Raw genomic sequence first — 14,374 nt, 5'->3', positions numbered from 1 at the left:
CCTCTGGGGAGCTCTGCCTTGTCGATCGATCCGCGCCGCCTGCTGGGACTGGCCTTCGCCAGCGCCGACCTATTGCTGGAACTCGAGGGCGACCGGGTCAGCCTCGCCCTGGGCGCGGCGCAAAAGATCATGGGCAAGCCTGAAACCTCCTTGATCGGCCGCGTCTGGCGCGACCTGTTCACCGCCGCGGACCGCCCGCTGATGGACGCCGCGCTCTATGCTCTCGACGAGGGCCAGCGCCGGGGTCCGGTCACCGTCCGCGTCGCCGGGGAGCCGGAGCGCTTCGTTGGAGTCACTCTGCGCGCCCTCCCCGACAATTTCGGTCGCACCTCCATCGCGGTCACCGCCGCCCGCGCGCCCGCGGGAGGCCTCGACGCCGCCGGCCTGCGCCCGCGCGAGAATTTCGAGGAGATCGCCAAGGGCCTGTTTGAAGCCGCGCGGGTCACCGGGCTCGAGCTGGAACTGGCCATGGTCGAGTTCGCCGGCCTGTCGGCCCTGCGCGAAGGCCTGAACGCGCCCGACGCCCTGGCGCTGGACATGAAGATCGCCGGCGCCGTGCGGGCCGAGTCCCACGCCGGCGCCATGGCCACCCAGGTCTCTCCCGAGCGCTACGCCCTGCTGCGCGCCAAGGACGACCGCCCCGAGGCCCTGGCCGCCCGCCTGACCAAGATCGCCGCCCTCGACGCCAGCGCCCACGTCGTGCCGCTGGACGGCGGGACCTCGTCGCGCGGCCTGCGCGCCCTGCGCTACGCCCTCGACGACTTCCTGCGCGAGGGCCTCAAGGACACCCCGCCGCTGACCCTGTCCGAAGCGATGAACCGCTCGGTCAAGCGCACCCTGGCCCGCGCCGGGGCCCTGGGCGCGGCCGTCAGCCAGCGCCGCTTCACCCTGGCCTACCAGCCCGTGGTCGACCTTTCGAACGGCCAGGCCCACCACCACGAGGCGCTGGTCCGCTTCGAGGACGGCGCCAGCCCCTTCGCCCTGATCCGCATGGCCGAGGAGTTCGACATCATCGAGGAGCTGGACCACGCCATCGCCGAGCAGGCGGTGCGCCGGATCGCCTCGGACCGCAGCGGCGCGGTGAAGCTGGCCGTCAACGTCTCGGGCCGCACCATCGTCAGCGAGACCTTCGTCGATCACATCAACCGCCTGCTGACCCAGACTCCGGCCGCCAGGGGCAAGCTGATCTTCGAGGTCACCGAGACCAGCGCCATCGACGACCTGCCCCGCGCCAACCGCCACATCCAGGCCCTGCGCGGCCTGGGCTCGCTGGTCTGCCTGGACGACTTCGGGGCCGGCGCGGCCTCGTTCGCCTACCTCCAGGAACTGACCCTCGACATCGTCAAGATCGACGGCCGCTACGTGCGCGAACTGGCCGGCAACAGCCGCGACGGCGCCATGGTGCGCCGCCTGGTCGAGCTGTGCCGCGACCTCGACGTGCGCACCGTCGCCGAGATGGTCGAGACCGCCGAGGTCGAGGACGTGGTCCGCAAGGCCGGCGTCGACTTCGCCCAGGGCTGGCTCTACGGCAAGCCGGCCGACCAGCCGCAGCCCTCGCAGAAGCCCTTGGCCGTCACCCCGATGGCCCGACGCGCTGGCGTGTCGGAAGGCTGGGGCTGAAAAACTCTACCCTGATCGCGTGGAACCGTTGATCGCGCCAAGCGTCTTAAGCCTCTAGTCGATAGGCGCGTCGGCTATCCGACGCCGCCGGTGATTGAGGGGGGCCTCAAGTTTCGCATGGACGCCGCCGATCCGGCGGAGCGTGAGGCCGATCGCCTCGCGGCGCTCCGCCGTTACGACATTCTGGACACCCCGCGCGAGGCGGCCTTCGACGAGATCGTCGCCCTGGCGGCCGAGATCTGCGGCGCGCCCATCGCCGTCGTCAACCTGATCGACGAGCACCGTCAGTTCTTCAAGGCCGAGGTGGGCCTGGGCGTGCGCGAGACGCCGCTGGAGACGTCGTTCTGCGCCAAGGCCATCTTGGAAGACGACTTCCTGCTGGTGCCCGACGCCACGCGCGACCACCGCTTCGACGGCAATCCGCTGGTCACCGGCGAGCCGCACCTGCGGTTCTACGCCGGCGCCCTGCTGAAGACCGCCGAGGGCCTGCCGATCGGCACGCTGTGCGTGCTCGACACCGCGCCCAAGGAACTGTCGCCCCTGCAGCAGCGCACCCTGCAGGTGCTGGCCCGGCAGGTGATGAACCAGCTCGACCTGCGGCTTTCGCTGCAGCATCGGGCCCAGAGCGAGCAGCTCTACCGCACCCTTTTCGACTCGATGGACGAGGGTTTCTGCATCATCGAGTTCTTCGACGGTCCGCACGGACCGCTCAGCGACTACGTCCACGTCGACGCCAACGCCGCCTACGCCCGCCACGCCGGCATCCCCGAGGTGGTCGGCCAGAAGCTGCGCGAGATGGTGGGCGACGAGGCCGACGCCTGGGTGGCGCGCTACGGGCAGGTGCTGCGCACCGGCCAGCCGATCCGCTTCGAGCAGGAGCTGGTGGCCACCGGCCGCTACCTTTCGCTGTCGGCCTTCCGCATCGAGCCGCCCGAGCGCAGGCAGGTGGCGGTGCTGTTCCAGGACGTCACCGAGCGCCGCCGGGCCGAGCTGGCCCTGCGCCAGCTGAACGAGACCCTGGAGCAGCGGGTGGCCTCGGCCCTGGCCGAGCGCCGGGTGCTGGCCGACGCGATGGAGGGCGCCAACGCCTTCATCCAGGTCGCCGACCAGGACTTCCGCTGGCTGGCCATCAACAGCGCCGCGGCCGACGAGTTCGAGCGGGTGTTCGGCGTGGCGCCCCATGTCGGCGACAGCATGCTCGACCTGCTGGACGACCAGCCCGAAAACCGCGAGCAGGTGCGCGCGGTCTGGTCCCGCGCCCTGGCCGGCGAGGAGTTCGTCGCGGTCGAGGCCTATGGCGATCCCGCCGGCTACCGTCGCTATTCCGAGATGCGCTTCGGCGTGCTGCGCGACGAGGCTGGCGTCCAGGCCGGCGCCTATCAGTTCGTCTACGACGTCACCGAGCGCCTGGCCGAGCAGGACCGCCTGCGCGAGGCCGAGGACGCCCTGCGCCAGGCCCAGAAGATGGAGGCCGTCGGCCAGCTGACCGGAGGCCTGGCCCACGACTTCAACAACCTGCTGTCGGGCATCTCCGGCTCGTTCGAGATGATCGGCACGCGGCTGTCGCAGGGCCGCATGGTCGATGTCGACCGCTACGTGGCCGCCGGCCAGGGCGCGGCGCGGCGGGCCGCCGCCCTCACCCACCGCCTGCTGGCCTTCTCGCGCCGCCAGACCCTCTCGCCCAAGCCGATCGTCATCAACCGGCTGATGGCCGAGTTCGTCGAACTGGTGCGCCGCACCGTGGGACCGGCGATCAAGGTCGAGACCGTCGCGGCCGGCGGCTTGTGGCCCACCCTGGTCGACGCCAACCAGCTGGAGAACGCCCTCCTCAACCTCTGCATCAACGCCCGCGACGCCATGCCCGACGGCGGCCGCATCACCATCGAGACCGGCAACAAGTGGCTCGACCGCCGCTCGGCCGACGAGCGCGGCATGGAACCGGGCCAATATGTCTGCATCTGCGTCAGCGACACCGGCGTGGGCATGGACAAGGCGGTCCAGGAGCGGGTGTTCGACCCCTTCTTCACCACCAAGCCGATCGGCGAGGGCACCGGCCTTGGCCTGTCGATGGTCTACGGCTTCGCCCGCCAGTCGCACGGCCACGTGCGGATCTATTCCGAACTGGGCCAGGGCACGATGGTCTGCATCTACCTGCCGCGCCACTTCGGCAAGGAGGAAAGCGACGAGAGCGACGTCGCCGCGGCCCTGCCCGCTCCCGCCGCCGCCGGCGAGACGGTGCTGGTGGTCGATGACGAGCCGACCGTGCGGATGCTGATCGTCGATGCGCTGCAGGAGCTGGGCTACGCCTGCATCGAGGCCGCCGACGGCCCGGCCGGCCTGCGCCTGCTGCAGACCGACGCCCGCATCGACCTTCTGATCACCGACGTCGGCCTGCCCGGCGGGCTGAATGGCCGCCAGGTGGCCGACGCCGCCCGCGCCCTGCGGTCCGACCTGAAGGTGATGTTCATTACCGGCTACGCCGAGAACGCGGTCCTCAACCACGGCCATATCCAGCCCGGCATGGAGGTGCTGACCAAGCCCTTCGCCGTCGCCGACCTGGCCGGGCGAGTGGATCGTATGCTGAGGGGTTGAGAGTCAGGAATGTGGCGAAATCCGGCTTGAACTCGACCATCCGGTTAGGCATGATTCCACTCAGCCGGCGGGGCGATAACGACATTTGATCAAGGCGTAACCAACGTGACTAAGGCACGTCGGCGCGAAAGCGCACGCGTGTCTGTTCGAAGTCTCCGTTCTCCCTGACGCCTTGGGGGCGACGGCGTTTGTGCGATGTGGCGGCTCGCTGCGTCGGTCAAAGGCGTCGCCATGTCGCCGACCGAACCAGACGACGCCCCAAGGAGGGTGTTATGGTTGCGGTCAATCTCGAACTGAACATTCAGGGCGCACGACGCGTCGAGGGCCAGCGACGCTCACGCACTTTGGGGGGTGATCGTCGCGAAGAGATCCCCTCGCCCGGGGGGCCGCCCCGATGGTCGTAGACGCCGCAACGCTCGCCGCGGCCGCGAAGCACGGCTCATGGGTGGTGGCGCTCAGCCTCTTGGTCCTTCTGGCCAAGGTAGTCGCCCCTCACATTGCCAAGCTGTCGGACAATTTCGTCAAATGGGACGAGATCCGACGCCACTACAAGCTGGCCGACCGGACCCTCGACAAGTTGCCCGAGGGTCCGCTTTCACGCGCCGAGGTCAAAGACCTCTTCAAGCAATCCGAACCGCCGCCTTCTCCTCCCACTTCCACCCCTCCTGCTCCTCCAACGCCTCCGGCTCCCCCCTCCGAGCCGCAGCAGTTGCCGGAACCGAATACGGACGATCCAAACAAACGGGCGGCCAACGATCAGCGCTGATCGTCTCGACCGTTGATCGGAAAGGGCGGCCCCGCCTGCATTGACGGACGCCGCGGGTCGTGGCTGGCTCGCCGCCTCCGTTCGGGCGTCGCCCGTCCGCTTCCGTGAAGGACTCCCATGGCCAGGCTGATCTTGAGCGTCGTCGGCAGCGACCGGCCGGGCCTCACCCAGGCGCTGGCCCAGGCGGTGCTGTCGGCCGGCGGCAACTGGCTGGAGAGCCATCTCAGCCGGCTGGGCGGGCTCTATGTCGGCTCGGTGCTGGTCGAGCTGGACGAGGCCAGGGTCGACGCCCTGCGCGCCGCCGTCGGCGCGGTGGACGCTCAGGGCCTGGAGGTGCGGATCGCCCCGGCCGTCGAGGCCTCCGCCGGCTTGGGGGAAAGCGCAGGCGAGGCGATCCAGCTGGCCCTGGTCGGCCAGGACCAGCCGGGCATCGTGCACCAGGTGACGGGCGTGCTCAGCGGCCTTTCGGCCAATATCGAGACCTTCGGCACGCGCCTCAGCGTCGAGCCGCATTCGGGCGCGCCGCTGTTCCACATGGAGGCCCGGCTGCGGCTGCCCGCCGGCCTGTCGGTGGCGACCCTGCAGGCGGCGCTGGAGGACATCTCGGGCGAGATCATGGTCGATATCGCCCTGGCGCCCGCCGAGGCAAACTAGCTCCCGCCTTCGCCTTTCCCATCGGGCGGCTTGCGCAGCACCACCATCACCTCCACCCCGCCCGGCCGCCGGGCCAGGGCGTCGCGCAGCATGGCCAGCAGGGTCTCCTCGGAGACGTGCAGGTCGACGATCCGCGCCGTCTCCTCATAGACCATGTGGAAGTGCGGCTCGGGCTGGGTGTCGAACACCGGCTCAGGACCGGTGGTGGGCAGGCGCGAGACCAGGCCGTGGTCGGCGAAGGCCTCCATCTGGCGGGCCAGTTCGCCGAGCGGGATCGAAAGGCCGGCCTCGGCCGCCAGGTCGGCGACCTCCGGCAGGGTCAGGTGGGTCTCCTCCGAGGCGCGCAGCAGCGCCAGGAGTCGGGGCGCCGGGCCGCGGCTCGGCAGTCCCGCCCGGCGCAGCGCGTCCTGCAGGACGGCGTCCACGGCGTGAGGCATCGAAGGCGTCCTCCCGAGGGCGGAGGAACGGTCGCGCTCTTTGACGGCGTCGCGACCTGTCCCGCGCCCTAATTCCGGCGACGCCCGAGGGCGCCGCCGCGAAGGACCTTCACGCAGACTCAGATTGAATAGAAGCGCCAAGATCCAATGGTTGCGATAGGCTTCCCCTATCGGGAGGAACCATGAACCTGCGAGACCTGCGCTACCTGCTGGCCGTGGCCGAGCACGAGCACTTCGGCCGCGCGGCCCGCGCCTGCGGCGTCAGCCAACCCACCCTGTCGGTGCAGATCCGCAAGCTGGAGGAACTGCTGGGGGTCACCCTCTTCGAGCGCACCAGCAAGACCGCCGCCCCGACCGCAGCCTGTCGCGAACTGCTCGACCACGCCCGGGCGGCGGTGACGGCGGGCGAGGCGGTGCTGGCCACGGCCCGGAACCTGCGCGACCCGCTGGCCGGCCGCTTCCGCCTGGGGATCATCCCGACCCTGGCGCCCTACCTGCTGCCGCTGATCTTCGCGCCGCTGCGCGAAGCCCTGCCCCATCTCGAGATCGAGCCCTGGGAGGACCAGACCGCCGCCCTGCTGGAGCGTCTGCGCACCCACGAGCTGGACGCCGTCCTGCTGGCCACCGACGAGGCCGCGCCCGACCTCGACGGCCGCGCCCTGTTCGCCGAACCGTTCCTGGCCGCCCTGCCGCCGGACCATCCACTGGCCGGCCAGGAGGTCATCGCCGAAACCGACCTGGCGCGCGACATCCTCGTCCTGGCCGACGGCCACTGCCTGCGCGACCAGGCGCTGGAGGCCTGCGGCAAGTCCAGCACGGCGCTGAGCACGGCCCTGCGCGCCTCCAGCCTCTCGACCCTGCTGAACATGGTCGCCGCCGGCTACGGCACCACCCTGATCCCGGGCCTGGCCTCGGGCGCGGCGCAGGACGCTGGCATCGTGCTGCGGCCGCTGTCGGCGCTGACCAGCCGCACCGTCCGCATCGTCTGGCGCACCCATTTCCCCCAGCGCCCCGCTGCCGAAGCCGTGGGCGAGATCATCGCGGCGCGGCTGAAGGGCTATGCGGAGGGGGCGGCGGCGGGGGCGGTTTAATCTCCCCTCTCTCTTAGAGAGAGGGAGGGGCCCGCCGCGAAGCGGTGGGAGGGTGAGTGGTTACGAGGTCTGACGGCGTGCCGGCACGCCGGCTAGCAGCGTACCCCCTCACCCCAGCCCTCTCCCCATGGGAGAGGGAGCTACAGCTTCACCACCCAGTTCTTCCGATACATCACCCAGCCCAGCAGCCAGCACACCAGCATGTAGGCCACCGCGCACAGCAGCGAGCCCACCGGCCCCGGCGCGAGCGCCTGGAACACATGCACGCCCACCCACTCGTAGGGACCCACGCCGCCGATCGCGAACTGGTTCAGGGTGACCACGAACAGTTCCGAGAACAGGTAGATCACCAGCGGATTGAGGCCGAACACCTGGAAGAAGCGGGTGGCGGCGTTGGGCTCGCGGCCTTCCAGCACGGCCGTCAGGGCGGCCAGCAGCAGGAGGTCGATACCCACCGTCAGCAGCACGAAGGGGCCGGTCCACAGTTTCTTGGCGATCGGGAACCACGGGTTCCAGGCCAGGGCCGCCAGGATCAGCACGCCGCCGATACCGGCCATGCGGACCAGGGTCTTGCGGGTGTCGGTGGCCTGGCGCAGGGCGCGGGCGGCCAGATAGCCGGCCAGCACGTTGACCGCCGACGGCAGGGTGCCCAGCAACCCCTCGGGGTCGAAACCGCCGTCCTTGCGATAGAGGTGGTCGCGGCCGACGACCAGCAGGTCGAGCTTGGTGCCGGCGTTGCCGAGCTTGGAATAGGGATCGCCGTCGCCAAACCCCAGCAGGATCGCCCAGTAGCCCAGCAGCAGACCGGCGCACAGCGCCAGGATCCAGCGCGGCGACAGGAACCGCGCGGCGAAGGCGGCGATCAGGTAGCACAGGGCGATCCGCTGCATCACGCCCATCACCCGCGTCTGCGAGAACGGCGCCAGCGCCCAGTGCCCGTCCACGTGATGCACGAACGGGAACCAGTACATCAGGAAGCCGAGCAGGAAGATCAGCGCCGTGCGCTTGGCTACCTTGCCCGTGAAGTCCGGCAGCGGGATCGGCCGCGAGAAGGCGAACGCCATCGAGCAGCCGACGGCGAACAGGAACGAGGGAAACACCGCGTCGGCGGCCGTGAAGCCGAACCACTTGGCGTGCACCAGCTGGGTGAAGGCCTTGGCGCCGGGTCCCGCGGTGTTGACCACGATCATCAGGCAGACCGTCAGGCCGCGGAACACGTCCAGCGACAGGAAGCGGGGGGCGGGCTTGGTCGTCATGGCTCTGTCTCTCCCCCTTTTAGGCCCGGTCGATGCGCGCGATCAGCGCCCTGATCCCGGCGACCGGATCGGCCGGCGCCTGGCGGCGATAGGCGACGTCGGCGGCCACCCAGGCCTTTTCCCAGACGATCCCGTCCTTGACCACGGCGGCCTCGTCGAAGGCCCCCGTGCCCGCCGCCTTCAGGGCGTCGAGGAAACGGCCCCAGCGCGGCAGGTAGAAGTCGGCATAGAGCCCCTGCCAGGCCTTGGAGGCGTAGTCGTTGAGGTTGCCCTCCCCGCCCCACACCGTCACCTGGGCCTTGGCGTTGCTCACATAGGTCGCCTTGTCGGCCGGCGTGTCGCCATAGGCGCGGGCGTCGTCGATCCAGGTGGCCAGGGTCTCGGGCTGAACGCCCAGCAGGGCGTCGACGGCCAGGGCCAGGTCTTTGACCTTGCGGCGGGCGGCGTCGCCGGCAACCGCGTCGCCCTTGCGATAGGCGGCGACGGCGGCCTGCAGCTGGACGTCGATCTCCAGGCTGGCCAGTTGCCGGGCGGCGTCGACCAGGTCGAGCACGAACAGCTTTTCCTTGGCGTAGCCCGGCGCCAGGGCGCTCAGCGCCCGCACGGCCTGATCGAGCTTGGCCCGATCGCCCGGATGGCCCGGGAACTCGCCGATGGTCGCCGTCGGCCGCTTGAAGAAGAGATAGGCCCCGGCCTTGCTCTTCCACCAGCGCGAGGACCAGTAGCGGGTCGAATAGGCGCCCTGGACCAGCAGACCCATGGCCGCGTCGAGCTGCGGCGAGGTCTTGCCGTAGCGGGCCTTCGAACGGCTCGACAGCCAGGCGCCCGTCGAGGCCCCGCCGCCGTTCCAGGCCAGGTCATAGACCGCCTCGTAGACGATCGAGTTGTTGTGCAGGCCTTCGGGGAACATGCCGAAGCCCGACAGCTTGCCGGTCTCGGAGCTAGCGGCCACCGCGGCGATGTCGCGGCGGTAGTAGTCGAGGTCGCCATAGACCGGGTTGCTGCCGCCGTAGTTATGGACATAGCCGTAGATCCACGGCTTGCCGCCGAAGGCCTTGGCGTTCTTCCAGACGTCGGGATAGCGGTCGTTGCCGATGTCGAGGATCATCAGCTTCTCGTCCGGCACGCGGCTGAGATAGGCGCTGATCGCGGCCGGATCCCAGAAGTGGCTGTCGGCGCCGAACAGCCAGCCCTGCATCACCCACACCGCGTCCGGCCGGGCCTGGCGGATAGAGTCGTAGATCGCCTTGCCGTAGGCGGCCAGGCGCTCGGCCTTCAGGGCCGGATCGACCTCGACCTTGGTCTTGGTCGCCGAGGTGTTGGCCGTGCCGTCGCCATAGGCCGCGTCGCGCGCGTCGGCGCCGTCGGCGTTGATCGGCGGCAGCATCTCGTTGAAGGAGTCGGCGAGATAGTAGGTCCCCGCGCCATAGGTCTCCGTGTAGAGCGCCAGGAACCGGCCGGCGATCCTGGCGAACAGCGGGTCGGCCGGATCCAGCCAGTAGGTCTCGTGGAAACCCTCCCACGGCCGCATGCGGTAGATCTTGGCCTTGGGGTTCTTCTTGGCGAAGGCCTTGGGCACGTAGCCGCCGAAGGCCGGCAGGATCGGCGTCATGCCAAGGCCGCGCATCCGCGACAGGATCTTGACCTGCAGGTCCTTCTTCTTGTCGATCCAGGCGGTCGGCAGCGGGGCGGCGTAGCCCTCGATATTGCCCATCCGATGCCAGGGCGTGAACGCCGCCCCGGAGAAATACTCGGCCAGCTCGGCCTCGCTCAGCCCGAACTCGCGCCACAGGGCCCGCCAGACATATTCCTGGCCTTCCATGGCCAGCGGCATGTCGACGCCGTGGACCGCCATCCAGTCGATCTCGCGGCTCCAGCGGTCCCAGCCCCACCAGGGCGTGGTGTAGCCGTAGGTGCAGGTGTTGAGATAGGCGCGGTGGGCGAAGGGGCTCTCCACCCGGCCGGTGTCGGCGTCGGGCAGGCGGGCCGGCAGGGCGACGCGATCGCCTTCCCAGCTGACCGAGGCCGCGCCGTTGTCTTTGAGATAGGCGTAGGCGCCGCGGGCCAGGGCCACCGGCGTGTCGCCGCTGATCGCCGCCTTGCCGCCGGCCGCCTTCACCACGTAGCCAGGCTTGCCGCCCTTGGACGCCGTCAGAGCCAGCTGGATTCCAGCGGCCTTGGGTCCGAACCGCCGCGCCAGCACCGCCCGCGCCGCCGCAACGCCGCCCGGCTCTCCAGCCGCCTTGCCCGCCGTCTTGCCTGCCGCCTGGGCCAGCGACGGCGCGGTGGAGACGGCCATCAGGGCCAGGGCCTGCTTCAAGGTCTGGCGACGCGAGGGGATGGGCGGCATCGTTGGCTCTTGCTCCAAAACGAAAATCTGGTCGCCGCCCAGGAGTCAGGCGGCGACCAGCAGTTGCGCCGCACGGAACGGCGTCTCCGGGGAGGAGATACGGGGTTACATCTTGTACTGGAACGACAGGTAGTAGCTGGGGCCGGTGACCGAGGTCATCTGCCAGCGGCTCTCGTTGCCGAGATAGGCCTTCTCCTGGGCGTTGTTGATGTTCATCGCCGCGAACGACAGGCTGAGCTTCTCGTTGATGTTGTAGCCCAGGTTCAAGTCGAACTGGGTGCGGGCGTCAACGGTGTGGCCCAGCGGGCCCGAGAAGAAGCTTTCGACCGAGGTCTGGTCGTAGGCGCTGCGATAGTTGGCCGACAGGCGCGCGCTGAACGTCTGGTTTTCCCAGTAGATCGTGCCGTTGGCGGTGTGCTCCGACAGGTTGGCCAGCTTGAAGCCGGTCACCGAGGTCGCCGGATTGACGTGGGTGTAGTTGGCGATCAGGCCGAAGCCCGCGATCGGCAGCCAGGCGTCGAGCGACTGTTGCCAGTTCAGCTCGTAGCCGTGGATGTCGACGGTGCGCGCGTCGTTGAAGCTCTGGGTGATGGTGTAGGTGTCGCCGGCGGCCGAGACGCAGACGCCGCTGCTGTCGGTCGACAGCGAGGTGCCTTCGTACGCGGCCGGGCACATGGTCGAGGTGTAGACGCCGTTCTTGACCTTCTTCGAGAAGAAGCCCGCCGACAGGCCGTTGCCCGAGCCGTAGTACCACTCCAGGCTGACATCCAGCTGGTTGGCGGTCATCGGATCCAGCGAACCCTGGCCGATCGAGATCGTGTAGACCTTGTGGCCGGTGGTGTCGGTGGTGCTGGTCATGGTGGTGGCCAGCTGGTTGTTGGAGTCGATGATCGGACGCACCAGCACCTTGGCCGCGGCGACGCGCAGCAGCAGGTTGTCGGTGATGTCGAAGCTGAAGTTCGCCGACGGCAGGACGTTGTCGTACGACTTCTTGGTCGTGTAGGTGCCGGCCACCAGCTTGACTTCGGTGTTCAGCGGGTTGGCCGCGCCGCCGACATAGCCGTTGACGGTCTGGTCGGTGCTTTCGCGACGCACGCCGATGTTGCCGCGGAAGGTGCGCGACAGCACTTCGCCCTTCAGGTTGGCCATGGCGTAGAGCGAACCGAGGTCACGCTCGACGCGGAACGAGCCGGCCGGATCGAAGGCTTCGTAGACGGTCACGCCCTGGGCCTTGAGGGCCGCGCGATAGGCGTCGAGGTTCGGCGACACCCAGCTGCCCGGCAGGGTCATGTCGCCGTCCAGGAAGTTGGTCACCAGGATGCCCGAGCCGGCCATGGTCGGCGAGTACGAGGCCGGGATGGTGTTCTGGCCGTCGCGGCGCACGACGTAACGCTTGAGCACTTCCTGGCGGATCTTCGCGCCGAACTGCACGGAGTCGAGGATGCTGAAGTTCACGTAGCGCTTGGCGTCGAACTGGCCGGCGTTCTCGTAGGAGTCGATCGTCCGGTAGGCGCCGTTCGGGTAGGTGTTCCGGATCAGGGTCGAGGTGTTGTACTGGGCGGTGTCGTCCAGCGCCGTCGCCGTCGAGAACACGATGTTCTTGGGGTTGCTGATGTCGAGCGTGGCGCTCGAGATGTTGACCCCGAGGATCGCCGCCTCTTCGTTGAACAGGGCGTGGCCGCGCGAATAGTGGCCGACGCCGCTGAAGTCCCAGTTCTCGATGCCGGTCCAGCGCACCTTGGTGGTGAAGGCGCCGGTCGACTGCGGACGGTCCTCGTGCTGGTGGTTGTTCTCGAGGCGGAAGTTGTTGATCTGCACCTTGGTGGCGGTGTTGTTCGCTGTCGCCAGAGTCACCACGTTCGAGGCCGAGGGCGTGGTGAACAGGAAGACCTGCTGGTGCAGTTCCTGCGTCGTCTCGTCCTTGGCGTAGGTGGCGATGGCGTCGATCTGCAGGTCGTCGGTCGGCTTGAACTGGATGGCGCCGTTGACCATGCTGCGCTTGGTCTCGCGGTCGATGCGGCGGTAGCGCAGGCGGGCCGGCGTGTAGACGCCGTTGCTCACGGTCCAGCGGTCCATCCACAGATAGTCGCCGCGGTCCTTCAGCTCCTGGTAGCCGGCGCCGAGGAAGACGCCCAGCTTGCCGTCGAGGAAGTGGTCGACATAGGTCGCGCCGAACTTGGCGGTCGGGTCGCCGCCGATCAGCTCCTGCTGCTGCAGCTTGCCGGCGAAGATCAGCTGGCGGCCCTTCACGTTGAAGGGGTGCACGGTGTCGATGTTGACGGTGCCGGCCAGGCCGCCCGCGTCCATGTCGGCGGTCGGCGACTTGTAGACCTGGATGCCCGAGGCCAGCTCGGTCTGGATGACGTCGTAGCGGAAGCCGTCGGTGAAGTTCGAGCTCTTGAAGGCCTGGCCGTTGACCGTGGTCAGGGCGTACTGCGGACCCAGGCCCCGGATGCTGATCGTCGAGCCGCGGCCGTTGATGTTGGAGATCTGCACGCCCGGAATGCGCTGGATGGCTTCAGCGATGTTTTCCGACGGGAACTTGCCGATGTCCTCGGACGAGATGCCGTCCGAGACGCGCACGTCGTTGCGCTTGGTGTCGAGCGCGGTGGCCAGACTCTTGCGGAAGGCGGTGACCACCACCTCGTCGACGGCCTCGCTGGGCGCGGCGTCTTGCGCGGCGGCGACGCCGGCGAAGCTGACGCCCGCCAGCAGGGCCAGGGCGAAGGCCTTACGCTGGGCGGCGGGCCTGAAACTCGTAAGCTTGTGACCGATCATCCTGTTATCCCCTCAAGCTGGCGCGGTGCGCGCGCCCTGTGAACGCCGCTCCCCCGCGGCGTTGTTTTTGAGCAGACCATTTAAAGACCTTTTTTCGCTGCTCACCGGCAACCTAGGGGCCGACGCGATACCCGTCAAAGCCGACAACCCGTTCTATTGCTTGTATTTCGGCAGAGATTGCCGGTTAGGCGCCCAATTTGTCGGGCTAAGCCGCGCCGCATATCGGCGATCGGCAACAAATACGAATGAAGTCAGTCGATTAGTGAAATTTTGTCCTTATTGGACAGGGTCAGGCATAATACCAATTTAATGCCTTTTTTGCGACCATTCGCGCCCAACACCCCGGGCGTACGCAAGCTCCGCGCGTAATCGCCCGACCTCCGCGCGCGCAACTTGCGCCCGGCGCCCACGAAAAGGCGCCCGCGCCCCGCGAGCGCGGCCCCGCATGACGCGAGTCGTCGAGTCTTGGCCAGGGATCGACCTCGAGCGGGAGCTCTGCCGCCCCCTCCCCCGTAAAACCCCCGCGAAAGCGGGGGCCCAGGCTTTTTCTGAAACGCGCGGCGCTCGACGATAAAACGCCTGGGTCCCCGCTTTCGCGGGGATTTGACGGAAGGGGGAGAGCCCTAGACGGCCACCGCCTCTTGCAGCGCCCTGGCCACGGCCTCGGCGTTGGGTCCGAGCACCAGGTGCACCACCGGCCCGCCCAGCCGCACGAGCGCGCGGACGCCGACGGCCTTGAGCGCCGCCTCGTCGAGCTTGGACGGATCGACCAGTTCAAGCCGCAGACGGCTGGAGCAGGCGGTGACGGCGAGGATGTTGGCCGCGCCGCC

General features: G+C 68.8%; 9 protein-coding genes and 2 pseudogenes. 5 read left to right on the top strand and 6 right to left on the bottom strand.

What is annotated here, in order from left to right; genetic code table 11:
• The first annotated feature begins 18 nt into the window (after positions 1-18).
• The 4 genes and pseudogenes from AC07NG_RS00055 (at position 19) to AC07NG_RS00040 (ending at position 5,632) form a co-directional block, all read left to right on the top strand.
• Positions 19-1,620, top strand: coding sequence for an EAL domain-containing protein (locus tag AC07NG_RS00055; protein WP_494591294.1), 1,602 nt, complete (start codon positions 19-21; stop codon positions 1,618-1,620).
• 144 nt (positions 1,621-1,764) lie between these two features.
• Positions 1,765-4,212, top strand: a pseudogene (locus AC07NG_RS00050) (PAS domain-containing protein); the annotation flags it as partial.
• Positions 4,213-4,606: 394 nt separating this feature from the next.
• The gene (locus AC07NG_RS00045; protein ID WP_494591292.1) at positions 4,607-4,978 is read left to right on the top strand and encodes a hypothetical protein; all 372 of its coding nucleotides are present in this window, start codon (positions 4,607-4,609) and stop codon (positions 4,976-4,978) included.
• Between the two features lie 117 nt (positions 4,979-5,095).
• Entirely contained in the window at positions 5,096-5,632 is a 537-nt protein-coding gene (locus AC07NG_RS00040) for a glycine cleavage system transcriptional repressor (protein WP_494591290.1), read from the top strand.
• Here AC07NG_RS00040 and AC07NG_RS00035 read toward each other — a convergent pair.
• Entirely contained in the window at positions 5,629-6,069 is a 441-nt protein-coding gene (locus tag AC07NG_RS00035; RefSeq protein WP_110118725.1) for a transcriptional repressor, read from the bottom strand. The genes AC07NG_RS00040 and AC07NG_RS00035 overlap by 4 nt on opposite strands.
• 182 nt (positions 6,070-6,251) lie before the next feature.
• Here AC07NG_RS00035 and AC07NG_RS00030 point away from each other — a divergent pair, with 182 nt between their 5' ends.
• Positions 6,252-7,160 carry a LysR substrate-binding domain-containing protein gene (locus AC07NG_RS00030; RefSeq protein WP_110118724.1) on the top strand — a complete coding sequence of 303 codons (909 nt, stop codon included), beginning with the start codon at positions 6,252-6,254 and terminating at the stop codon, positions 7,158-7,160.
• Positions 7,161-7,179: 19 nt separating this feature from the next.
• On the opposite strand, the pseudogene AC07NG_RS00025 reads toward AC07NG_RS00030, so the two are convergent.
• The 5 genes and pseudogenes from AC07NG_RS00025 to AC07NG_RS00005 form a co-directional block, all read right to left on the bottom strand.
• Positions 7,180-7,272, bottom strand: a pseudogene (locus AC07NG_RS00025) (hypothetical protein); the annotation flags it as partial.
• Positions 7,273-7,300: 28 nt separating this feature from the next.
• Positions 7,301-8,416: an acyltransferase family protein gene (locus AC07NG_RS00020; RefSeq protein ID WP_494591287.1), complete on the bottom strand. Its 1,116-nt coding sequence runs from the start codon at positions 8,414-8,416 to the stop codon at positions 7,301-7,303.
• Between the two features lie 19 nt (positions 8,417-8,435).
• Positions 8,436-10,766 (bottom strand): alpha-N-acetylglucosaminidase, encoded by a 2,331-nt coding sequence (locus AC07NG_RS00015; protein WP_494591285.1) that lies wholly within the window; start codon positions 10,764-10,766, stop codon positions 8,436-8,438.
• 105 nt (positions 10,767-10,871) lie between these two features.
• The gene (locus AC07NG_RS00010; protein WP_494591283.1) at positions 10,872-13,544 is read right to left on the bottom strand and encodes a TonB-dependent receptor; all 2,673 of its coding nucleotides are present in this window, start codon (positions 13,542-13,544) and stop codon (positions 10,872-10,874) included.
• A gap of 623 nt (positions 13,545-14,167) precedes the next feature.
• The coding region (locus tag AC07NG_RS00005) for a PTS sugar transporter subunit IIB (protein ID WP_494591281.1) at positions 14,168-14,374 on the bottom strand (207 nt) is incomplete at its 5' end.

The organism is Caulobacter sp. GW821-FHT10C03, from assembly GCF_059415485.1.
Note: the sequence above shows the minus strand (reverse complement) of the source record. Positions and strands in the feature narration are given on the sequence as shown.

Bases quoted from the DNA above. Each gene is read 5' to 3' on its own strand.
- AC07NG_RS00045 (WP_494591292.1), top strand. From the start codon at position 4,607: ATGGTCGTAGACGCCGCAACGCTCGCCGCGGCCGCGAAGCACGGCTCA.
- AC07NG_RS00040 (WP_494591290.1), top strand. From the start codon at position 5,096: ATGGCCAGGCTGATCTTGAGCGTCGTCGGCAGCGACCGGCCGGGCCTC.
- AC07NG_RS00035 (WP_110118725.1), bottom strand. From the start codon at position 6,069: ATGCCTCACGCCGTGGACGCCGTCCTGCAGGACGCGCTGCGCCGGGCG.
- AC07NG_RS00030 (WP_110118724.1), top strand. From the start codon at position 6,252: ATGAACCTGCGAGACCTGCGCTACCTGCTGGCCGTGGCCGAGCACGAG.
- AC07NG_RS00020 (WP_494591287.1), bottom strand. From the start codon at position 8,416: ATGACGACCAAGCCCGCCCCCCGCTTCCTGTCGCTGGACGTGTTCCGC.
- AC07NG_RS00015 (WP_494591285.1), bottom strand. From the start codon at position 10,766: ATGCCGCCCATCCCCTCGCGTCGCCAGACCTTGAAGCAGGCCCTGGCC.
- AC07NG_RS00010 (WP_494591283.1), bottom strand. From the start codon at position 13,544: ATGATCGGTCACAAGCTTACGAGTTTCAGGCCCGCCGCCCAGCGTAAG.